This is a genomic window from Pseudohalocynthiibacter sp. F2068 (assembly GCF_023015645.1).
GTDB lineage: Bacteria > Pseudomonadota > Alphaproteobacteria > Rhodobacterales > Rhodobacteraceae > Pseudohalocynthiibacter > Pseudohalocynthiibacter aestuariivivens.
In genome coordinates, this window is sequence record NZ_JALKAK010000005.1 from 101,806 (window position 1) to 120,764 (window position 18,959).

Annotated in this window: 19 protein-coding genes and 1 other RNA gene; 12 read left to right on the forward strand and 8 right to left on the reverse strand. The window is 53.0% G+C overall.

Annotated features, from left to right (window positions below; all coding sequences use genetic code 11):
- Window positions 1-130 precede the first annotated feature (130 nt).
- A complete protein-coding gene (locus MWU63_RS07950; protein ID WP_247077501.1) occupies window positions 131-1,303 on the forward strand; it encodes a type III PLP-dependent enzyme in 1,173 nt (390 codons plus the stop codon).
- A gap of 52 nt (window positions 1,304-1,355) precedes the next feature.
- Here MWU63_RS07950 and MWU63_RS07955 read toward each other — a convergent pair whose 3' ends face one another.
- Window positions 1,356-2,042: a glutathione S-transferase family protein gene (locus MWU63_RS07955; RefSeq protein ID WP_247077504.1), complete on the reverse strand. Its 687-nt coding sequence runs from the start codon at window positions 2,040-2,042 to the stop codon at window positions 1,356-1,358.
- A 118-nt stretch (window positions 2,043-2,160) separates the two neighbouring features.
- Between MWU63_RS07955 and MWU63_RS07960 the strand changes: the two genes are divergently transcribed.
- The gene (locus tag MWU63_RS07960) at window positions 2,161-3,069 is read left to right on the forward strand and encodes a LysR family transcriptional regulator (RefSeq protein WP_213889274.1); all 909 of its coding nucleotides are present in this window, start codon (window positions 2,161-2,163) and stop codon (window positions 3,067-3,069) included.
- Window positions 3,070-3,179: 110 nt separating this feature from the next.
- Window positions 3,180-3,428 carry a ParB N-terminal domain-containing protein gene (locus MWU63_RS07965; protein ID WP_213889273.1) on the forward strand — a complete coding sequence of 83 codons (249 nt, stop codon included), beginning with the start codon at window positions 3,180-3,182 and terminating at the stop codon, window positions 3,426-3,428.
- A 57-nt stretch (window positions 3,429-3,485) separates the two neighbouring features.
- Here MWU63_RS07965 and recR read toward each other — a convergent pair whose 3' ends face one another.
- From recR to MWU63_RS07980, 3 genes are all read right to left on the reverse strand, one after another.
- Window positions 3,486-4,085, reverse strand: a complete 600-nt coding sequence (gene recR / locus MWU63_RS07970; RefSeq protein ID WP_213889271.1) for a recombination mediator RecR — start codon at window positions 4,083-4,085, stop codon at window positions 3,486-3,488.
- A gap of 10 nt (window positions 4,086-4,095) precedes the next feature.
- On the reverse strand, window positions 4,096-4,440 hold the full coding sequence (locus MWU63_RS07975; protein ID WP_213889270.1) for a YbaB/EbfC family nucleoid-associated protein: 345 nt from the start codon (window positions 4,438-4,440) through the stop codon (window positions 4,096-4,098).
- A gap of 183 nt (window positions 4,441-4,623) precedes the next feature.
- Complete coding sequence (locus MWU63_RS07980) at window positions 4,624-6,417, reverse strand: DNA polymerase III subunit gamma/tau (protein ID WP_247077506.1); 1,794 nt, start codon at window positions 6,415-6,417, stop codon at window positions 4,624-4,626.
- Window positions 6,418-6,608: 191 nt separating this feature from the next.
- Between MWU63_RS07980 and MWU63_RS07985 the strand changes: the two genes are divergently transcribed.
- Window positions 6,609-7,097, forward strand: coding sequence for a protein-tyrosine phosphatase family protein (locus MWU63_RS07985; protein ID WP_246531704.1), 489 nt, complete (start codon window positions 6,609-6,611; stop codon window positions 7,095-7,097).
- Between the two features lie 18 nt (window positions 7,098-7,115).
- Here the strand turns inward: MWU63_RS07985 and rsgA are convergent, their stop codons facing one another.
- The 3 genes from rsgA to MWU63_RS08000 all read right to left on the reverse strand — a co-directional run bounded on the left by rsgA (window position 7,116) and on the right by MWU63_RS08000 (window position 9,009).
- Window positions 7,116-8,153 carry a ribosome small subunit-dependent GTPase A gene (rsgA, locus tag MWU63_RS07990; protein WP_213889268.1) on the reverse strand — a complete coding sequence of 346 codons (1,038 nt, stop codon included), beginning with the start codon at window positions 8,151-8,153 and terminating at the stop codon, window positions 7,116-7,118.
- A gap of 163 nt (window positions 8,154-8,316) precedes the next feature.
- An RNA gene (gene ffs, locus MWU63_RS07995) (signal recognition particle sRNA small type) lies at window positions 8,317-8,415 on the reverse strand.
- 36 nt (window positions 8,416-8,451) lie between these two features.
- Window positions 8,452-9,009 (reverse strand): TetR/AcrR family transcriptional regulator, encoded by a 558-nt coding sequence (locus MWU63_RS08000; RefSeq protein ID WP_213889267.1) that lies wholly within the window; start codon window positions 9,007-9,009, stop codon window positions 8,452-8,454.
- 78 nt (window positions 9,010-9,087) lie between these two features.
- Here MWU63_RS08000 and MWU63_RS08005 point away from each other — a divergent pair, with 78 nt between their 5' ends.
- The 3 genes from MWU63_RS08005 to MWU63_RS08015 all read left to right on the forward strand — a co-directional run bounded on the left by MWU63_RS08005 (window position 9,088) and on the right by MWU63_RS08015 (window position 11,581).
- A complete protein-coding gene (locus tag MWU63_RS08005; protein WP_213889265.1) occupies window positions 9,088-9,957 on the forward strand; it encodes an alpha/beta fold hydrolase in 870 nt (289 codons plus the stop codon).
- Window positions 9,958-10,112: 155 nt separating this feature from the next.
- Window positions 10,113-11,081, forward strand: coding sequence for an NAD(+) diphosphatase (gene nudC, locus MWU63_RS08010; protein WP_213889263.1), 969 nt, complete (start codon window positions 10,113-10,115; stop codon window positions 11,079-11,081).
- A gap of 35 nt (window positions 11,082-11,116) precedes the next feature.
- Window positions 11,117-11,581, forward strand: coding sequence for an SRPBCC family protein (locus tag MWU63_RS08015; RefSeq protein WP_213889262.1), 465 nt, complete (start codon window positions 11,117-11,119; stop codon window positions 11,579-11,581).
- Here the strand turns inward: MWU63_RS08015 and MWU63_RS08020 are convergent.
- Entirely contained in the window at window positions 11,578-12,411 is an 834-nt protein-coding gene (locus tag MWU63_RS08020; RefSeq protein ID WP_213889261.1) for a prephenate dehydratase, read from the reverse strand. The two genes, MWU63_RS08015 and MWU63_RS08020, sit on opposite strands and share 4 nt — an antisense overlap.
- A gap of 130 nt (window positions 12,412-12,541) precedes the next feature.
- Here MWU63_RS08020 and MWU63_RS08025 point away from each other — a divergent pair, with 130 nt between their 5' ends.
- The 5 genes from MWU63_RS08025 to MWU63_RS08045 all read left to right on the forward strand — a co-directional run bounded on the left by MWU63_RS08025 (window position 12,542) and on the right by MWU63_RS08045 (window position 18,952).
- Entirely contained in the window at window positions 12,542-13,060 is a 519-nt protein-coding gene (locus tag MWU63_RS08025; RefSeq protein ID WP_213889260.1) for a c-type cytochrome, read from the forward strand.
- A gap of 182 nt (window positions 13,061-13,242) precedes the next feature.
- A complete protein-coding gene (locus MWU63_RS08030; protein WP_213889258.1) occupies window positions 13,243-15,129 on the forward strand; it encodes an extracellular solute-binding protein in 1,887 nt (628 codons plus the stop codon).
- Between the two features lie 18 nt (window positions 15,130-15,147).
- A complete protein-coding gene (locus MWU63_RS08035) occupies window positions 15,148-16,230 on the forward strand; it encodes a microcin C ABC transporter permease YejB (RefSeq protein WP_247077508.1) in 1,083 nt (360 codons plus the stop codon).
- On the forward strand, window positions 16,230-17,339 hold the full coding sequence (locus MWU63_RS08040) for an ABC transporter permease (protein ID WP_213889255.1): 1,110 nt from the start codon (window positions 16,230-16,232) through the stop codon (window positions 17,337-17,339). Before MWU63_RS08035 ends, MWU63_RS08040 begins: the two co-directional genes overlap by 1 nt.
- Entirely contained in the window at window positions 17,336-18,952 is a 1,617-nt protein-coding gene (locus tag MWU63_RS08045; protein WP_247077511.1) for an ABC transporter ATP-binding protein, read from the forward strand. The genes MWU63_RS08040 and MWU63_RS08045 overlap by 4 nt, the downstream gene beginning before the upstream one ends.
- Window positions 18,953-18,959 lie beyond the last annotated feature (7 nt).

An 18,959-nucleotide genomic window follows, 5' to 3' on the forward strand; every position in this document is an offset into this window, starting at 1 on the left:
GCGCGCTGAATAGACGCCAACGCACGCGCCTCTGGCCGGTGGTCCGTACTCCACCCGTGTTTACGTAGCGACGGTAACGTCTCCCTTGGAAGTGAGCGGTCATATATGGCCGGGTCTATTGGAGATGACCATGAACGCTATCGTAACCGACATTGTCGGCGGCGCTGTTGCCGACCATACCCGCAACATCAACGCCTTTATCCGCGCTACACATTTTGACCATCCGACATTGGTTCTGGATCGCTCAATAGTTGCCGAGCAGTATGATGCCCTGAAACTTGGCTTGGGACGTGCCAACATTCACTATGCGGTAAAAGCAAACCCTGCGCGCGAAATTCTTGAAGTTCTGATTGCAAAGGGATCTCACTTCGATGCGGCGTCGCGTGGCGAGATTGAGCTTTGTCTCTCTTTGGGTGCGGCCCCATCTGACATTTCTTTCGGAAATACAGTAAAACGCGCAAGCGATATCGCCTTTGCGCATCAGGCCGGTTTGACCATTTTCGCGGCTGATGCCGAAGAAGAGCTTGAAAAAATTGCTGAAAACGCACCAGATGCAGAGGTTTACATTCGTCTGATTGTGGATGCTTCTGAGGCAGACTGGCCGCTTACCCGCAAATTTGGCTGTGCACGGGATAAGGCGCTTGGCTTGTTGGCATACGCGACAAACCTTGGTCTTCGTCCTGTCGGTTTCTCGTTTCATGTGGGTTCCCAAACCCGCCGCGCTGAAATGTGGCGTACAACACTGGATCAGGTCGCAGACGTCTGGCGCACCGCACAGAATGCTGGGTATGTGCTTGATCTGTTGAATATCGGCGGCGGATTTCCGGCGTTTTACGGCGAAGCGATTCAACACCCAACGGCTTATGCTGCTGAGGTGATGGCTCAAGTCACCGCGCGCTTTGGCGATGTTGCACGCATCATGGCGGAACCTGGCCGTGGAATGGTTGCTGAAGCAGGGATGATTGCGGCAGAGGTTCTGCTGGTTTCCCGCAAGTCTGACAATGACATGCACCGCTGGGTGTATCTAGACATAGGTAAATTTTCAGGCTTGGCCGAAACAATGGACGAAGCGATCCGCTATCAGTTTGTAACGGACCGTGACCACGAAGATATGGGCCCCTGCATTCTAGCCGGTCCAAGCTGTGATAGTGCTGACGTCCTTTACGAAAAGAAGCTTATCGGTCTGCCGCTGGGGCTGCGTTCTGGCGATAAGGTGATCATTCGCAACTGCGGGGCGTACACATCCAGCTATTCTTCGGTCGGCTTTAACGGTTTCCCCCCGCTGGACGTTGTTGTGATTTAGTGCAGGTAGAGTGGGTGCTCACGCACCCACTCATTCATCTGCGGCGAATAGTTTACTCTGCCGGGTGAAGATCACCTAGTCCAACGACAGCTTTGACGAACCCCTCAAATTGTTTTTCCACCGGAAAAGGTTCGGGGATGGAAAACCCTCTCCGAACGGAGGGGCGTTCTGAAACCCGGTCCCACCACTGTTTGAGATGCTGGTTTTGGTTTAGGGGAAAGCCCCCGCAGGCGGGATGAATTTCACAAAGACGTATCCAGGGCGCGACGGCGATATCGGCAATGGTGAATTCGTTTCCGGCCAAATAGTCCCGTGTCGCCAGACGAGCGTTCAGCACTCCCATAATCCTGGAAACCTCGCTAAAGTAACGAGCGGTTACTTTAGGAAACTCGTTACCCCATGCCGCTGCGAACACGAGGTACTGTCCAAGCATCGGGCCAAGAGACGCTACCTGAAACATAAGCGCTTCGATTGTCGCCGTGCGCGCGACTGGTTCGGCTGGCAGAAGCTTCCCGAATTTTTCAGCGAGGTGGATCAGAATTGCACCGGATTCTGTCACGACCAGGCCGTCGTCTATCAGGACAGGAATCTTTTGGTTGGGGTTCATTTCTGTAAAGTCGGGTGCCAATTGTTCGCCTCCTAAGAAAACCTGATGTACCTTGTAGGGAAGGCCCAGTTCTTCGAGTGCAATTGAGATTTTCAACCCATTTGGCGTTGCATCTGTATATAGATCAATCATAGCTTTTTCCTTTTCCGGTGCAAAAATGTGGATACCTATTTGCAAACTTGAAATTATTACTTCTCAGTAGGCTTAACAATTCTTGAAAACTCCAGAGCGGTGGTGCAAAAATCAACCAATGGAAAATTGGGATAATGTCAGAGTATTTTTAGCTGTCGCGCGCCATGGCTCGGTCAGGGCAGCGTCAAATGCTTTGCAACTGAACCATTCGACTGTTCTTCGGCGGGTGTCGCAGATGGAAGCTCAGTTAGGGGCGAGGCTGTTTGAAAAACTCCCAACCGGGTACGAATTGACACCTGCCGGGGCTGAGATTCAGTCACTCGCTGAGGAGATGGAGCAGTCGTCCTCACTTTTGCAATCTCGTGTGTTTGCAAGGGATCAACGGCTGACAGGCAAGCTGAGGGTCGCGATGCCACCATCGTTGGTTGCCGACCTATTGATGCCCGATTTGGCTGATTTTTCGCGTGAACACCCAGAAATAGAGCTTCAGATCATATCATCATATGAACCGGTCAACCTGACGCGCAGACAGGCGGATGTCGCCATTCGGCTTGTCTATGATCAGTTCTCTCTGCCGCAGCACCTTGTAGGGCAACGACTACACGACGTGTATCGCGGAGTGTACATTTCTCAGGCATTGTTAAACGAGTCAGCTTACTCTGAGAGAGATTGTAACAAGTGGATTTTGAAAGAGGAAGACAACGGTCTTCCCGACTGGGCCTTGGTTGGGAGCGATCCAACCAGCGTTCCGCCTATGAAAGTGAATGACGTTTTTTCCCAACTCGCAGCCGTTCGCGCAGATATAGGAAAGGCCATTTTACCATGCTTCGTTGCGGATGCGGACATGGCTCTTGTTCGGGTTCCCAAGAGCGAGATTGCGTTCTACGGAACCTTGTGGATGTTGACCTATGGGGACACCCGGAAGACAAATCGCGTACGGTTATTTGGGAAGTTCATCAAGGAACGAGTGGACGCACACGCGGAGTTGCTGAAAGGGAAATCCCCAGTTGATGCATCAATGAAATAGGGACACTCTCCTATAGAACACGAACTCTGAAGTACGCGTTTTGTTGTTCAGAAATTAGCTTGTGATAGAGTTGGTAAGAGAGACTGACCGCATAAAAAGGACGGCTGGCCATGTTGCAAAAGAATGTCTTTCCCATCGAAAAAATTCGTGTGCCCGTGAAGCGCATGAAAACTTTGGATCCTGCCAAGGTCGAAGAAATTGCAGAGAGCATACTGGAAGAAGGCCAGATTACTCCGATACGGCTGCGCGAAGATGGTGACAGGTTTGTGTTGATTGAAGGGCTGCATCGACTGGAAGCGCTCAAGGCGCTGGGCGAAGAGAGTGTTGATGGCTATTTGGTGCATGCACGGTTGCACTAACGATGTAAGCGGCGCGACAGAGCAACCAAAAAAATAGATTGGTGACAGCGGACCCGATTAAACGCTTTTGCGTGCTTTTAATGCTGCGGAAATGGTTCCGTCATCCAGGTAGTCAAGCTCACCACCAATCGGGACCCCTTGCGCAAGCGACGTAACCTGAACGTCGCTTCCTTCAAATTGTTCGGCGAGGTAATGGGCGGTCGTTTGTCCGTCGATCGTTGCATTCAGCGCAAGGATAACTTCTTTGACCTCTTCGCTGATCACCCGGTCAACAAGTTTTGGAATGCGCAAATCTTCGGGTCCAACCGCATCAAGGGCTGACAGGGTTCCGCCAAGCACGTGATAACGTCCCTTGAAGACCTGTGAGCGTTCCATGGCCCAGAGGTCAGCAACGTCTTCAACAACGCAAATTTCGCCGTTTGCGCGTTTTTCAGACTGGCATATTTCGCACAGGTCAGATGTGCCGATGTTCCCACAATTCAAACATTCGCGCGCTGAAACCGCGACCGCATGCATGGCATCCGCAAGCGGGTTCAATAGTAAACCGCGCTTTTTGATCAGGTGTAACACCGCACGGCGCGCCGAACGCGGGCCAAGGCCCGGCAGCTTAGCCATCAGTTCGATCAGATGATCAATGTCGCGGGGGGCATCGGACACTCGGCGCGCCTCAGAACGGCAGATTCATGTCGGCAGGCAGACCCATGCTTTCGGTCAGGCGCTTCATTTCGTCCTGCGCGCGCTCCGATGCTTTAACCTGGGCGTCTTTAACGGCTGCAAGGATGAGATCTTCGACAACTTCTTTGTCATCCGCGTTGAAGATAGAGGGATCTATATCCAATGCTGTAAGTTCACCTTTTGCTGTTGCAGTTGCTTTAACCAGCCCCGCACCGCTTTCACCCGTGACGGCGATATTGTTCAGGTTCTCTTGCATCTCAGCCATCTTGCCCTGCAATTCTTGTGCCTGCTTCATCATCTTTGCCATGTCACCGAGTTGGCCTAGTCCTTTAAGCATACTTTTTCTCCTACATCTTAGCGGCGTGTATTCCGCGAAATCTTAAATTCGTTTTCAGGCAGCATATCGCAGTACAGTGCATAATGGGCAAGTGTGACAGAGCAATGCAAACATGCAATTTTAACTTTGAATCGGACGCGCACTTGAAACTGTTACCCACGTCAGGATGCGCGTTCGGTTTTGTCATTCTTCTTCAAACGGGTCCCATTCATCTTCGACCTCGGGCAAGGCAACTGCGGCGGCATCGGTTTCAATATCTTTTGCAGTTCTGATTTCCGTAATGCGGGCGGCCGGAAAGGTCGACAGAACCGCCTGTACCAAAGGATGCGCGCGCGCCTCTGATTTCAGGGCCTCCCCATCAGCATCACGCGTTTCGGCGATTGTTGCGGCGCCGCCGTTATCAACAACGCTGATCGCCCAGCGTGCACCTGTCCACCCTTGCAAACGCTGGCCGAGCCTTTGGGCCAAGTCGCGGGGCGCGTCCGCTGTCGGTTCAAACTCGACCCGCCCAGGCGCGTAGCTGACTAGCCGCAGGCCGTTTTCGACATCAACCAACAATTTAACGTCCCGGTTGGCGCGGATCAGCTCAACGACCTGCTCAAACCGGGTATACAGCGCAAGTGCATTCTCAGGCGCTTGGGCCAGCGCAACGACGGAACCATTGCCCATTGCAGAGCCGGATCTGAAAGACGCATCAACCCCGGATGTTTGCGAAGCACCTTCGTTCCCACCTTTGTGGGAACTGGCCTGTGATCTTTCGGACCCGCCGGAAGTGCGTGCGCCGCCACCGCCACCGCCAGATGGGGGAGGCGTTTCGTCCTGAAGCTTGCGCACGAGGTCTTCGGGTGAAGGCAAATCAGCGACATGTGTAAGCCGGATAATCGCCATTTCCGCAGCCATCATCGCGTTTGGTGCCATTGCCACTTCTTCCAACGCCTTTAGCAGCATCTGCCACATCCGGGTCATGACGCGCATCGGCAGCACTGCTGCCATTGCCTGACCGCGTGTTCGCTCGTCCGGAGAAACTGTTGGGTCTTCCGCTGCTTCAGGGGTTATTTTTATCACCGAAACCCAATGCGTAATTTCGGCAAGATCACGCAGCACGGCCATTGGGTCAGCGCCGTCTGCATATTGGGCTGACAACTCGCTCATCGCGCTGGCGGCGTCACCTTTCATAATCATGTCAAACAAGTCGAGCACGCGGCCACGATCCGCGAGACCAAGCATCGCACGCACCTGGTCGGCGGTTGTTTCGCCCGCGCCGTGGCTGATCGCCTGATCAAGCAGCGATGTTGCGTCGCGCGCCGAACCCTCAGCAGCCCGTGTGATCAATGCGAGCGCGTCTTCGGTAATCCCGGCTTTCTCTGAAGCCGCAATCTTCTTCAACAAGGCAATCGTCACTTCCGGCTCGATCCGTCGCAGATCAAACCGCTGGCAGCGCGACAGCACAGTGACGGGCACTTTGCGGATCTCGGTTGTCGCAAAGATGAATTTCACATGTTCGGGTGGTTCTTCCAGCGTCTTCAGCAATGCGTTAAACGCATTGGTCGACAGCATGTGAACCTCATCAATGATGTAAATTTTGTAGCGAGCACTGGCTGCACGATAATGAACTGACTCAATAATCTCGCGGATGTCGCCGACCCCGGTGCGGCTGGCCGCGTCCATTTCCATCACATCAACATGGCGTCCTTCCATGATCGCAACGCAATGTTCGCATTTCCCGCAAGGTTCTGTTGTTGGGCCACCGGTGCCATCTTCACCAATGCAGTTTATTCCCTTGGCAATAATGCGCGCGGTTGTGGTTTTTCCGGTTCCGCGAATTCCGGTCATGATAAAAGCTTGCGCGATCCGGTCTGCCTCGAACGCGTTCTTTAGAGTGCGCACCATAGCGGTTTGTCCGACAAGATCGGCAAATGTTTCCGGCCGGTACTTACGCGCTAAAACCTGATAGCCGGAATCGGGATTATCTGACATCTTGCCTCTCGGGTGGTGGACCATGAACAGACTAAGCGCAGTCGTTGCCAAGGTCCAGCGTTGCGCGTGCAATTACGCTCTTCGGTATTAGGATTTGTCATTCCTAGGGTGGCGAAGTGCTTTATAGCCAATGGAAGATTGATCTGTCTCAAAAATTTCACGGCAGGGCGACTAAGAAAGGACAAAACACAATGGAACTCCTGATGTTCAGATTGGCAGAATTGCGCGCAGGTGCTGGTTGGCTGGGGCTGTCGTCTTTGCCGGGACGCAACGGAAACTACCAAACAGATTTGGCTCAGATGTTGGCATGGCGACCCCAGCTTGTGCTTTCAATGACCGAAATGAAAGAAATGGAACTTTTTGGCGCCAAATCGTTGGGTAGTGATCTGTCTAAAGCAAATGTAGAATGGCGGCATCTGCCAATTGCCGATTTTGGAGCGCCAGAACCCGCAACAGCAGCAAATTGGCCCGAAGCATCAAAAAAGGCGCACGCTATCCTCGCATCAGGCGGTCGGGTTCTTGTGCACTGCAAAGGCGGGTGCGGGCGCTCTGGAATGGCAGTGCTTCGTTTGCTTGTTGAGCGGGGTGAAAGCCCTGAAGAGGCGCTGGCCAGCTTGCGACGCGAAAATCCGGATGCTGTTGAAACCAAGGAACAATACCTGTGGGCGGCCCACCCCTAAAAGCGGGCCGTTGCCACGCTAACGCCCCTTTCGGGTTTTGCTTTCAGTGATAATGCGTTTGGTCATGCGCTTGAAATCACGTTGTCTTTTGCGAGATTCTGCTATTGTCTCTTCGTTGCGGGCATCTTCTTCTTCCAGCTTTTGCCAACGTTGAAGCCGCGCTGCGTCAAGAACCCCTTCTGCAATCGCCTTCTGTATCGCGCACCCAGGTTCTTTGCCGTGTGAGCAATCGCGAAACCGGCAGTTCTGCGCCAGTTCTTCGAGATCGGCAAACACCGAACTGATCCCTTCCGAAACCGAGTGCAGCCTAAGCGCCCGCATTCCCGGCGTATCAATCAGCCAGCTTCCATTTGACACTGGATAAAGAGACCTTGCTGTAGTTGTGTGGCGTCCTTTTGAATCATCGTCCCGTATACCTGCTGTCGATATATCAGCCCCTGCGAGCATGTTTGTCAGCGTCGATTTTCCGACCCCGGATGAGCCAAGCAACGCCGCTGTCTGTCCTTTGCGCCACCAGTCAAAAAGCTGGTTGACATCTTCTGGGTCTTTCGCATTAAGCGCGATGACAGGCATATCGGCAGACAGGCTTTGCGCGCGCCGTATGTAGCTATCTGGGTCACTCGCAAGGTCGGCTTTGGTAAGCACCATAACGGGCTGAATACCCGCATCATGTGCGAGAACCAGATACCGCTCCAACCGTGCTTCGTTGAAATCATCGTTGCACGATGTTGTTATGAATAGCGTATCAACATTGGCGGCAATCAACTGGTTCTGAACATCGGTCCCAGCGGCGCGGCGCTCGAGAACTGTCCTTCGCTCCAGACAACGTACAATCCGGTTGTTTGAATCCGCAAGAACCCAATCACCAACAGCCAGATCCGCTGTTGTCATATCAGGGGGTGTTGTAAGGGTTGTCGCACCTTTTTCCGACAACGCGGTCACAGTGGCGCGTTGCACCTCTGAAATTCGCATCGGGGTGAAAGATTCGAGGTCTTCGACGTCAAGTTGCATCGAAAAAAAGGCTGACCAGCCTAGGTCAGATAAAGTATAGATCATTGTTCTGCCTGAGTTTTTAACAAGAAAATACCCTTCCGCAGCAAATGTGCGCGAAGAGCGTTGTGAAACAGGCAGGACAGCCGGGGCAAATGCCGGATCAGCAATTCCCTGCCTGAGGCATCACGATTGCAATCATAAAATCCCTCCTTGGTCAGGGTTGCGTAAGTGAGAGGCTGGACAGCGACCCAAGCGGGTCTCGTTGCGGCTGCTTCCTTCCGGATCTGACCGGGTTGGCGAGGCGCTCGCCCGCGCCAACCTCTCAACCGCTATTTAGGACAGGTTGCACGGATTCGCAAGCTTAGCCGTAAAGAAGGCTCGGGATGCGGCGCAGGACATCTGATGATCTTTTTGCACGCGCCATGGTCCAACCACCCTGTATTGCAAGCAATAGCGTTTCTGCCGCCTTACCTGCGTCGTCGGTTTCAAGTCCAAGGCGACTAGCCTGTCTGATTATGCTTTCGGTCCAGTCAGTATAAATCTGGTCAGCAAAGTCCCGAAACTCTTCGTTCCCGGGCCCGTCAAACAAGGCCGAGGATACCGGGCAACTTTGCCATTCCTGTGCGGTGTCAAAGAACTTTGCCAGTTTGTAACAAAGCGTGGTCGCGCCATCCTGAAAATCCGAAGCACCTTCAAAGGCCGCATCAATGATTTCCAGCATTCCCTCCGACGCCCAGCTTGCAGCAGCTTTCGCAAGATCGGCTTTTCCAGCCGGAAAATGATGATACAGCGATCCTTTCGGTGTCTCGCTTTTCAACAGAATTTCAGCGATCCCGGTGCCGTGAAAGCCCTTTTCCCGAAAGAGCCTTGCAGCTGTTTTGATCAGGCGCGTGCGTGTATCTGTCTCCAACATATTCATACAACGTCTCATAAACGGTCTAGACCGATTGGTCTAGAGATGTTATTAGACCGATCAGTCTAGTCGCAGGAATCAACGATGAGCACGCAGCAAACCACGGCAGAACCGGTAGTTGAAGACGTGTCCTTTCGCGCAGATCGTGCAAAGCTTTCTGGTCGGTTGTACCAACCATCCGGGTCCCCCAAAGCGGCGATCGTCATTCATGGCGCGACCGGAGTACCCCAGAGTTTTTACCGGCACTTCGCAGGTTGGCTCGCGACAGAAGGTTACACCTGTCTGACATATGACTATCGCGATACAGGTGCCTCTGCCACGGGACACTTGAAAAACTCAAAGGCCACAATGGCGGAATGGGGTGTGGCCGATCAACCTGCGGCTCAGCGCGCTCTGGAGAAATTCGTGCCTGACACACCGGTTTGGGCGATTGGTCATTCACTTGGCGGGATGATGTTGCCTTTTCACGAAGGCGCCTCACGCCTTTCACGAGTCATAACCGTTGCGAGTGGGCCGGTGCATTTTCGTGACCACCCCTGGCCGTATCGTGGCATTGCAGCAGCCTTCTGGTGGGGGCCCGCACCGGGGCTTGTGCGACTCCTGGGCTATTTGCCCGCACGCTGGCTGGGTATGGGCCCCGACTTGCCAAAGGGTGTCTACTGGCAATGGCGCAAGTGGTGCACAACGGCGGGTTTCACGCTCTCGGACGTTGGCTACAGTTTACCGCTGCCTGACTGGAAAGCCGTGCAGGCCCCTGTAAAACTCGTCGCAGTCGCAGATGACGACCTCGTTCCGCCAACCGCTGTCTGGCGTCTGATGCAACAGTTCCCGGAGGCTTCTAAAAAACAGCTTGTTTTGCGACCGTCTGAATTTGGGTTGAAGAAAATCGGGCATGTCGGGGCTTTCAGGCGCGAGAATTCTTCGGTCTGGCCAAAGCTCATCGCGTTTGATTGATGATGGGTGCCTCCACTCTTTTGTTGCGTTAACTCAACTTTCTTTTCCCAAAAATATCCCCGCCGGAGGCAGAAGTATTGCCAGGCGGATCACCTAACTGACAATTGCCATTGTTGAACCGGCGTGGCAGACAGGCCGCTAAAGAGGTCTCGACAGTGAAAATTGCAGAACAGGTAACTTTTGGTGGCTCAGGGCTTGATCGTTTAGGGCAATTGCGTGGGCAGCCAGACCGGATCGAGGCGTTTTGGCAAGAGGTAACTGCAGCCGTCCTGCCCGTCTGGCGTGGCAAACCCCTTATCGCCGGGTCGGAACGAAATGCCATCGGTTTGGTCGCTACCGATCACGAACTGGTCTCACTCGCTGCCGAAGCCCCTGTTTTTCTTGGGCTCGACAGGGGCGCGCCACGTTTTTCGATTGATGTTTCCGCGTGGCAACCAGAGGAACTGGATGACTCAACCTTGGGGCTTTTTCTTGACCCGAGCGAGCAACATTTCCCGGGTTTGCCCGAAGACCTTCGCTTTACTGAGTTGCGCAGTGTCATGTCATCGCTCGGCCCACGCGATGCAGAGCTTATCGCAACCGCAAAGGCGGTCCTAAGCTGGCACGAAAGTCACCAGTTTTGCGCAAAATGCGGTGAAAAAACTGTTCCGGCAATGGCCGGGTGGCAGCGTAACTGCCCTCAGTGTAACGCCTCTCATTTCCCGCGGACAGATCCGGTTGTCATCATGCTGATCACACATGGCAATGATGTTTTGATGGGGCGTAGCCCCGGCTGGCCTGAGGGAATGTTTTCACTTTTGGCTGGGTTCGTTGAGCCGGGTGAAACCATTGAAGCTGCGGTTCGGCGTGAGGCCGAAGAAGAATCAGGCATACGCGTCGGTCGCGTAGATTACCTGGCAAGCCAGCCCTGGCCCTTTCCAACATCACTCATGTTTGGGTGCTGGGGGGAGGCGCTAAACCGGGCGATTGTGATAGACCTGGACGAAATCGAGGAAGCTATGTGGGTATCGCGCGAAGAGATGATGAAAGCTTTTGCGGGCGATCACCCGGTTCTTAAACCAGCCCGAAAAGGTGCAATAGCGCATTTCATTTTGTCAAACTGGCTTGCAGACCGGCTCGATTGACGCGAAAACGAGTTACAGGGCAGCAGAGCGGATAAATGAAGTTTTCGACAAGAGAAGACATAGAAGCACCAATAGAGCATGTGTTTCAGGCAATTTCCGATTTTGACGGCTTTGAACGGTCGGCATTGCGCCGTGGTGCCGAAGTTCAACGTCGGGAAAGGCTGACCGAACCCGGTGCCGAGAAGGGTTGGGATATTGGATTCGAATTTCGCGGCAAACCTCGCCGGATTGTAGCAGAGCTTACACATTTCGACGCACCAAACGGATTGCAGGTCGCCACTGCGACGCCCGGTATCGCGGGAGATCTGGTTGCAGAACTTGTACCGCTCTCGCGTAGTCGCACGCGACTTCGTTTTTCGCTAGAGATGCGGCCAACATCGCTGGGGGGTCGTCTAACCATCCAGTCGCTGAAACTTGCAAAGGGAAACCTTACACGGCGCTTTGTTGCTCGTGTCGCCAAGTTCGCGATTGATGTTGAAGACCGCTACAAAAAGTATTAGTGCCGACGCGGGTCTGCCGGGTAAACGCCCATCAGCGAAACCTCTGATGTGAAATACTCAAGCTCTTCCATCGCAAGCTGGACATTCTTGTCATCAGGATGGCCCTCGATTTCTGCATAAAACTGTGTTGCATAGAACGAACCGTCAACCATGTAGCTTTCGAGCTTGGTCATGTTAACCCCGTTTGTCGCAAAACCACCCATAGCTTTGTACAACGCCGCAGGAAGGTTTCGCACACGAAACACAAAACTGGTCATCATGCCGTCCGCTCCGCGGCGTTTCAGATTCGGTTCGCGGGACATGAGCAAAAAGCGCGTGGTGTTTTTACCGTGGTCTTCGATATGGCGGGCCAAAACATCCAGCCCATATATTTCGCCGGCCAATTCAGAGGCAAGTGCTGCGTGCTCCGGGTTACCATCTGCTGCGACTTGTTTGGCAGAACCGGCCGTGTCAGCACCAGTGATGCGGTGGATCCCGTGTTCAGCAAGGAATTCTCTGCACTGACCCAGAAGGACAGGGTGGCTCATGGCCGAGTCGATTTGCTCAAGACGCGTCCCGGGCAGGGCAAGCAAATTGATATGGACGCGCACAAATGCCTCGTCCACGATGTGCAGTCCTGAATTTGGTAGCAAGTGATGAATATCAGCAACACGTCCGTATGTGGAGTTTTCGACCGGCAGCATCGCAAGGTCGGCCTCACCCTTCCGAACGACCTCGATTGCATCTTCAAAAGTGCGACAAGGAAGGGCTTCGAGATTCGGGCGCGCCTCGCGGCAAGCCTGGTGGGAATAGGCGCCGGGCTCTCCCTGAAATGCGATCCGTCCTGTCATTTTCGTCAACTCCTGTGCCGTATGGGGCGTTTTTTTTCATAAAGGGCGATTGGTCGCGGTAACTATACCTTGCGGAAAGGCAGGGGAAGCGGATAGATAACCCGAAATTTCGAACAAAATGGAACGCGACATGTTCGACACTATGACAATGACTAAAATTGTAGGCGGCTTCTGCGGCGCCTTTCTGGTTTTCCTTCTTGGAGGCTGGGCGGCGGAATCGCTTTATCATATCGGCGGCGGGCATGGTGACGAACATGCAGCGGCGTACCCAATCGAGGTCGACGGAGACGATCACGGTGGTGAAGTCGAGGAAGGCCCAGATTTTGCTACTTTGCTAGCATCTGCAGATGCAGAACGCGGCGAAAGGGTGTTTGGTAAATGTAAAGCTTGCCACTCTGTAGAAGAGGGCGCGCATGGCACCGGGCCAAGCCTGTTCAGAATCGTTGATCGTGATATTGCTGCCATTGATGGTTATGCGTACTCAGGAACAGTCGCCGGCCTCGAAGGTAACTGGACAGCTGACGAGCTTAACGCTTTCCTCGAAAGCCCAAAAGGATATGCACCTGGCACCAAGATGACATTCAACGGTCTTGGAAAAGTTGAGGACCGCGCAAATCTGGTGGCTTACCTGCAAACGCTGACGAACTGATCCGGCGTTTCTGTTTTATTTTGGGGCTGTTTCTTTTCAGAAGCGGCCCCATTTTTTTGCGCATTTTTGTACCAAGAACTGGAATCACTGTTAGTTCACGGAATATCAACTTGATTGTTGCTCTGCGCTATCTAGGTTGTTTCATAACTAGATTGTTGAGAACACATCCACTGGAGGACTTTATGCCCGATTGCCAAATTGCCATGCGTGATCTGAGAATTTTGGGCATTGGAACATTTCTTAGCGTTCTGTTTGTGGCTTTGTTCTGGAGCCAGCTGGCCCAAGCTGAAAATGAAATAATCCGCAGTCACGGCATTTCGACTTTGGGAGAGCTGAAATACGGCCCCGACATTTCCCATCTGGACTATGTGAACCCTGAGGCCCCAAAGGGCGGTGAAATCTCGATTTGGGCGTTTGGTTCATTTGATTCGATGAATCCCTACAGCACCAAGGGGCGCTCTGGCGCAATGTCGAACGCCTTTTTTGAGTCACTTCTGACGGGTACGGCAGATGAGATCGGGTCGTCATACGGGCTGATTGCGGAATCGCTTGAATATCCGAAAGACAGGTCATGGGTTATCTTCAATATGCGTCCGGAAGCGCAGTTCTCCGATGGGACACCACTGACCGCCGACGATGTTCTGTTCTCTTACGAGATTATTCTTGAGCAGGGTTTGCCAAGCTACCGTGCCGTTCTGAGTTCACAGGTTGAACGCGCAGAGGTGCTTGGCCCGCATCAGGTGAAGTTTACATTCAAGGAAGGTGTGCCTACGCGCGACCTGCCGGAAACGGTTGGTGGGCTGCCGATATTTTCCAAGACATTTTTCGAAGAAAACGACCGTAACCTGGAAGATAGTTCGCTTCAGCCGTTTCTTGGGTCTGGCCCGTACGTCCTTGCTGAAATGGACGAAGGCCAATCACTGATTTACGCCTATAACCCTGACTATTGGGGGGCTGATCTGGCGATAAACGTTGGGCGCAACAACTTTGAACGTATTCGAATCGAATACTACGCTGACTACAATGCGGCGTTTGAAGGTTTTAAAGGCGGGAGCTACACGTTCCGCAACGAGGCCTCTTCGAAAATCTGGGGTACGGGATATGACTTTCCGGCCATCGACAACGGTTGGGTGAAAAAGGTTGAACTTCCTGATGGGTCTGTCGCAACCGGGCAATCATTTGTTTTTAATCTACGCCGCCCACAGTTTCAGGACATTCGCGTTCGCGAAGCGATCGGACTGATGTTCAATTTCGAATGGTCAAATGAGACATTGTTTTACGGTCTCTACGAACGAATTCATTCGTTCTGGGAAAACACAGAGCTGGCCGCATCCGGCATGCCTAGTACTGCCGAGCTCGCCTTGCTAGAGCCCTTGGCTGATTTACTTCCACCCGGGGTTCTTGATAGCGAGCCGGTGTTGGCGCCGGAGTCGCGCACGCGACAGTTCGATCGGGGTAATTTGCGAAAAGCCTCTGCATTGCTTGATGAAGCCGGTTGGATTGTTGGTGACGATGGATTGCGGCGCGACGCGAATGGCCGGATGCTTCGGATTGAATTTCTGAATGACAGCCAAACCTTTGATCGTGTGATTAATCCGTTTGTCGAGAATTTGCGACGCTTGGGTGTCGATGCAAGGCACGAACGCGTTGACAATGCGCAGGCAATTAACCGGGAACGGTCCCATGATTTCGATTTTGTGACAACGCAGTTCCCCCTTGGTTATATTCCAGGGGCAGGACTGCGCCAGTACTTTGGCTCCGCCACGGCTGATACCTCTGTCTTCAATACAATGGGGCTGAAGAATGAGGCAGTAGACAATCTTGTCGCGCATGTTGAGGCTGCGCAAACGCAGGAAGAACTGGAAACCGCAATCCATGCATTGGACCGGGTTTTACGGGCAGAACGGTTTTGGGTTCCCCAATGGTTTAAGGATTCCCACACTGTCGCCTATTACGATATGTTTGAGCATCCCGAAGAATTGCCACCATACTCTCTGGGGCATCTGGATTTCTGGTGGTATAACGCAGAAAGAGGCGAAGAGCTGCGCGCCGCCGGCGCGTTTCAATAAAAACAAGAAAGCAGGACGATGGGTGCCTATATCCTACGGCGATTACTGCTGATCATTCCGACACTTATCGGAATTATGGTGGTGAATTTTGCCCTGATCCAATTTGTTCCAGGTGGGCCGATTGAGCAAATTCTAGCTCAGCTAGAGGGCAGCGGTGATGCTTTTGAAACAATCGCTGGAGGGGCCGACGCTGGCGCCAACGCTGTTGGAGGGGACGAACGCTATCTTGGTGCACGTGGCTTGCCGCCGGAGTTCATTGAAGAGCTTGAACGTCAGTTTGGTTTTGATAAACCGCCGCTTGAACGTTTTTTTAAAATGATGTGGGACTATTTACGCTTTGATTTTGGCGAAAGCTATTTCAGGTCTGTCGGTGTGATTGATCTGGTGATCGAGAAAATGCCCGTGTCGATCACACTTGGCCTTTGGTCAACACTGATCGCCTATCTCATTTCTATTCCGCTTGGCATTCGCAAAGCGGTACGCGATGGTAGCAGGTTTGATACGTGGACGTCTGGCACCATCATCATCGCCTACGCCATTCCGGGCTTTCTGTTTGCAATCTTGCTGCTGGTTCTGTTTTCGGGCGGGTCATATTGGAAGATTTTCCCACTTCGAGGCCTCGTTTCAGACAATTGGGACGATCTCAGCATGATCGGAAAAGTACTCGACTACCTCTGGCACATAACGCTGCCTGTCGTTGCTATGACGATTTCTTCTTTTGCGACCCTGACCCTGCTCACGAAGAACTCGTTTCTGGATGAGATCAAAAAGCAATATGTCATCACAGCCAAAGCCAAAGGGCTTAGCGAGAACAAGGTGCTTTATGGCCACGTGTTTCGCAATGCGATGCTGATCGTAATTGCCGGGTTTCCGTCGCTTTTCATAGGGGTGTTCTTTGGTGGATCACTGATAATCGAAACGCTTTTCTCGCTCGATGGTTTGGGTCGGCTTGGCTTTGAAGCCGCTGTAGCGCGCGACTATCCGGTTATGTTCGGCACGCTCTATGTCTTTGGACTTATGGGGCTTTTGGTCGGTATCCTGTCTGACCTGATGTATGTCTTTGTCGATCCCAGGATTGATTTCGAATCGAGGAGCGTCTGATGGCGCGGCTCTCCCCCCTTAACCAGCGTCGCTGGCGTAATTTTCGGCGGAACCAGCGCGCCTATTGGTCACTTATCATTTTCACCATTCTGTTCGGCGTGTCTCTGTTTGCTGAATATATCGCCAACGAGAAGCCCTTGTTGGTGAGCTACCGGGGCGAGTGGTTTGTGCCAGTGCACAATTTCTACACGGAAACAGAATTTGGCGGCGATCTGCCGACCGAGGCTGTTTACCGCGACATCGAGGTGGAATGCCTGATTGTCTCTGGTGGGCTTGAAACCTGCTGGGACGATCCGGAAGCGATTATCGACGACGCGAAAGACGGCGTTGTCGACGGTGAAGAGATTGAAAAGGGTTGGGTCATCTGGCCCGTGATCCCATACTCCTACACTACAATCGTCGACATTCCCGGCGTTGCGCCGTCACCACCCGACAATAACAATTACCTCGGCACCGATGATACAAAACGCGATGTACTGTCGCGGGTGATATACGGCTTCCGTTTGTCGATCCTTTATACACTGATCGTGACCAGTGTTGCTTCAATCCTTGGGATCACGGCGGGAGCTTTGCAGGGCTTCTTTGGCGGCTGGGTTGATCTGATCTTTCAACGAATGCTTGAAATTTGGGGGGCGATGCCGTCGATTTATGTGATCATTATCCTGTTCGCTATTTTGGGTCGAAGTTTCTGGATACTTGTCGCGATATCCATTTTATTCGGATGGCCTGCTTTGGTGGGTGTTGTAAGGGCAGAGTTTTTGCGAGCGCGAAACTTTGAATATGTGCGCGCTGCCCGGGCGCTGGGTGTGTCAAACCGCGTTATCATGTTCCGTCACATGCTGCCGAACGCAATGGTGGCAACGCTTACACTGCTGCCTTTTATTATAACGGGCACCATAGGCATGCTCGCGACTCTGGACTTCCTTGGTTTCGGGTTGCCCTCATCCGCTCCATCGCTAGGCGAACTGACCCTTCAGGCAAAACAAAACCTGCAGGCGCCGTGGCTCGGGTTCACCGCATTTTTTGTCTACGCCATAATGCTGTCCTTGCTTGTCTTCATTTTCGAAGGCGTGCGTGATGCGTTTGATCCAAGAAAGACCTTTCAATGAAGACGGTGCTGGACGTCAAAGACCTGAGCGTTGGTTTCAGTCAGGATGGTAAGGTTGTTCCTGCGGTTACTGATGTATCCTTCACCGTCGGTCTGGGCGAGACCGTTGCGATCGTGGGGGAATCCGGTTCTGGTAAATCCGTGTCGGCGCTTTCAACCGTGTCGCTGCTGCCAGACAGCGCCCGGGTCACTGGTTCCGTTACATATTTAGGTACAGAGATGATTGGCGCGCCAGAGGCAGATCTGCGCAGAGTTCGCGGGAATGATATCAGTTTTATTTTCCAGGAACCTATGACATCGCTGAACCCGCTGCACACGCTTGAAAAACAATTGGCAGAAAGCATTCAGTTACATCAGGGCTTGTCCGGGGACGCTGTAAGAAAACGAATTATTGAATTGCTGATCAAAGTCGGCATTCGTGACCCGGAAACCCGACTGACATCTTATCCGCACCAGTTGTCAGGTGGGCAAAGGCAACGCGTGATGATCGCGATGGCACTTGCAAATGGACCGGAGTTGTTGATCGCAGATGAACCGACGACAGCGCTGGACGTGACCATCCAAGCGCAAATCCTTGTACTGCTTGCAGAACTGAAACGCGCCGAAAATATGAGTCTACTATTTATCACGCATGATCTGGCCGTTGTTCGCAAGATCGCGGATCGGGTTTACGTTATGCAGAAAGGCCGCATCGTCGAAGAGGGCCTTACAGAAGGGCTGTTTAACAATCCGCAGCACCCGTACACACAGATGCTGCTCGGAGCGGAACAAACTGGTGAGCCTGACCCAGTACCCGAAGACGCAGAAGAAATCGTGCGTACTGACAATTTGCGGATTTGGTTCCCAATCCATCGCGGATTGCTGCGTCGAACGGTTGGTCATATCAAGGCAGTAAATTCGGCCACAATTTCCGTGAGACAGGGCGAAACGCTTGGTATCGTTGGCGAGAGCGGGTCGGGCAAAACCACGCTCGCGCTCGGTATCATGCGATTGATCCGTTCTGAAGGAACGGTTGTTTTCTTCGGCGACAACATTTCCGGCACAAAAGGCAAAGCGCTTCGCGGATTGCGGCGCTATATGCAGATCGTGTTTCAGGACCCTTATGGGTCACTTTCGCCGCGCATGTCCGCGATGCAAATTATTGCCGAAGGATTAAGCGTTCACGGTGCGCCCGATGGCCGTGATACGCGTGAACTGGTGGCCGAGATTATGACCGAAGTCGGTCTGGACCCCTCTACGATGGACCGATACCCGCATGAATTTTCAGGTGGCCAGAGACAGCGCATTGCCATTGCCCGGGCTATGATCCTGCGCCCCAAGCTGGTTGTGCTGGATGAGCCGACGTCGGCCCTAGATATGACTGTTCAGGTGCAGATTGTCGGGCTCCTCAGGGAGTTGCAGCGCAAGTACGGGCTGGCGTACCTGTTCATCAGCCACGATCTGAAAGTCGTGCGCGCGATGAGCCACAAGGTGATCGTTATGAAAGAGGGTGACGTTGTCGAATATGGGGATCGTGATCAGGTATTTGATAGCCCACAGACCGATTATACCCGTGCATTGATGGCAGCTGCCTTTGACCTGAAGGTTGCTGCGCAAGAATACGGCGCGACTTAAACGAATG

What these genes read in the sequence shown, in the direction of transcription:
- MWU63_RS07985 (WP_246531704.1), top strand. Translation starts at nt 6,609, where the DNA reads ATGGAACTCCTGATGTTCAGATTGGCAGAATTGCGCGCAGGTGCTGGT.
- MWU63_RS08040 (WP_213889255.1), top strand. Translation starts at nt 16,230, where the DNA reads ATGGCGCGGCTCTCCCCCCTTAACCAGCGTCGCTGGCGTAATTTTCGG.
- MWU63_RS08045 (WP_247077511.1), top strand. Translation starts at nt 17,336, where the DNA reads ATGAAGACGGTGCTGGACGTCAAAGACCTGAGCGTTGGTTTCAGTCAG.
- MWU63_RS07980 (WP_247077506.1), bottom strand. Translation starts at nt 6,417, where the DNA reads ATGTCAGATAATCCCGATTCCGGCTATCAGGTTTTAGCGCGTAAGTAC.
- MWU63_RS08015 (WP_213889262.1), top strand. Translation starts at nt 11,117, where the DNA reads ATGAAGTTTTCGACAAGAGAAGACATAGAAGCACCAATAGAGCATGTG.
- MWU63_RS08020 (WP_213889261.1), bottom strand. Translation starts at nt 12,411, where the DNA reads ATGACAGGACGGATCGCATTTCAGGGAGAGCCCGGCGCCTATTCCCAC.
- MWU63_RS08005 (WP_213889265.1), top strand. Translation starts at nt 9,088, where the DNA reads ATGAGCACGCAGCAAACCACGGCAGAACCGGTAGTTGAAGACGTGTCC.
- rsgA (WP_213889268.1), bottom strand. Translation starts at nt 8,153, where the DNA reads ATGATCTATACTTTATCTGACCTAGGCTGGTCAGCCTTTTTTTCGATG.
- MWU63_RS08030 (WP_213889258.1), top strand. Translation starts at nt 13,243, where the DNA reads ATGCCCGATTGCCAAATTGCCATGCGTGATCTGAGAATTTTGGGCATT.
- MWU63_RS07950 (WP_247077501.1), top strand. Translation starts at nt 131, where the DNA reads ATGAACGCTATCGTAACCGACATTGTCGGCGGCGCTGTTGCCGACCAT.
- MWU63_RS08000 (WP_213889267.1), bottom strand. Translation starts at nt 9,009, where the DNA reads ATGAATATGTTGGAGACAGATACACGCACGCGCCTGATCAAAACAGCT.
- MWU63_RS08035 (WP_247077508.1), top strand. Translation starts at nt 15,148, where the DNA reads ATGGGTGCCTATATCCTACGGCGATTACTGCTGATCATTCCGACACTT.
- MWU63_RS08025 (WP_213889260.1), top strand. Translation starts at nt 12,542, where the DNA reads ATGTTCGACACTATGACAATGACTAAAATTGTAGGCGGCTTCTGCGGC.
- MWU63_RS07975 (WP_213889270.1), bottom strand. Translation starts at nt 4,440, where the DNA reads ATGCTTAAAGGACTAGGCCAACTCGGTGACATGGCAAAGATGATGAAG.
- MWU63_RS07960 (WP_213889274.1), top strand. Translation starts at nt 2,161, where the DNA reads ATGGAAAATTGGGATAATGTCAGAGTATTTTTAGCTGTCGCGCGCCAT.
- MWU63_RS07955 (WP_247077504.1), bottom strand. Translation starts at nt 2,042, where the DNA reads ATGATTGATCTATATACAGATGCAACGCCAAATGGGTTGAAAATCTCA.
- MWU63_RS07965 (WP_213889273.1), top strand. Translation starts at nt 3,180, where the DNA reads ATGTTGCAAAAGAATGTCTTTCCCATCGAAAAAATTCGTGTGCCCGTG.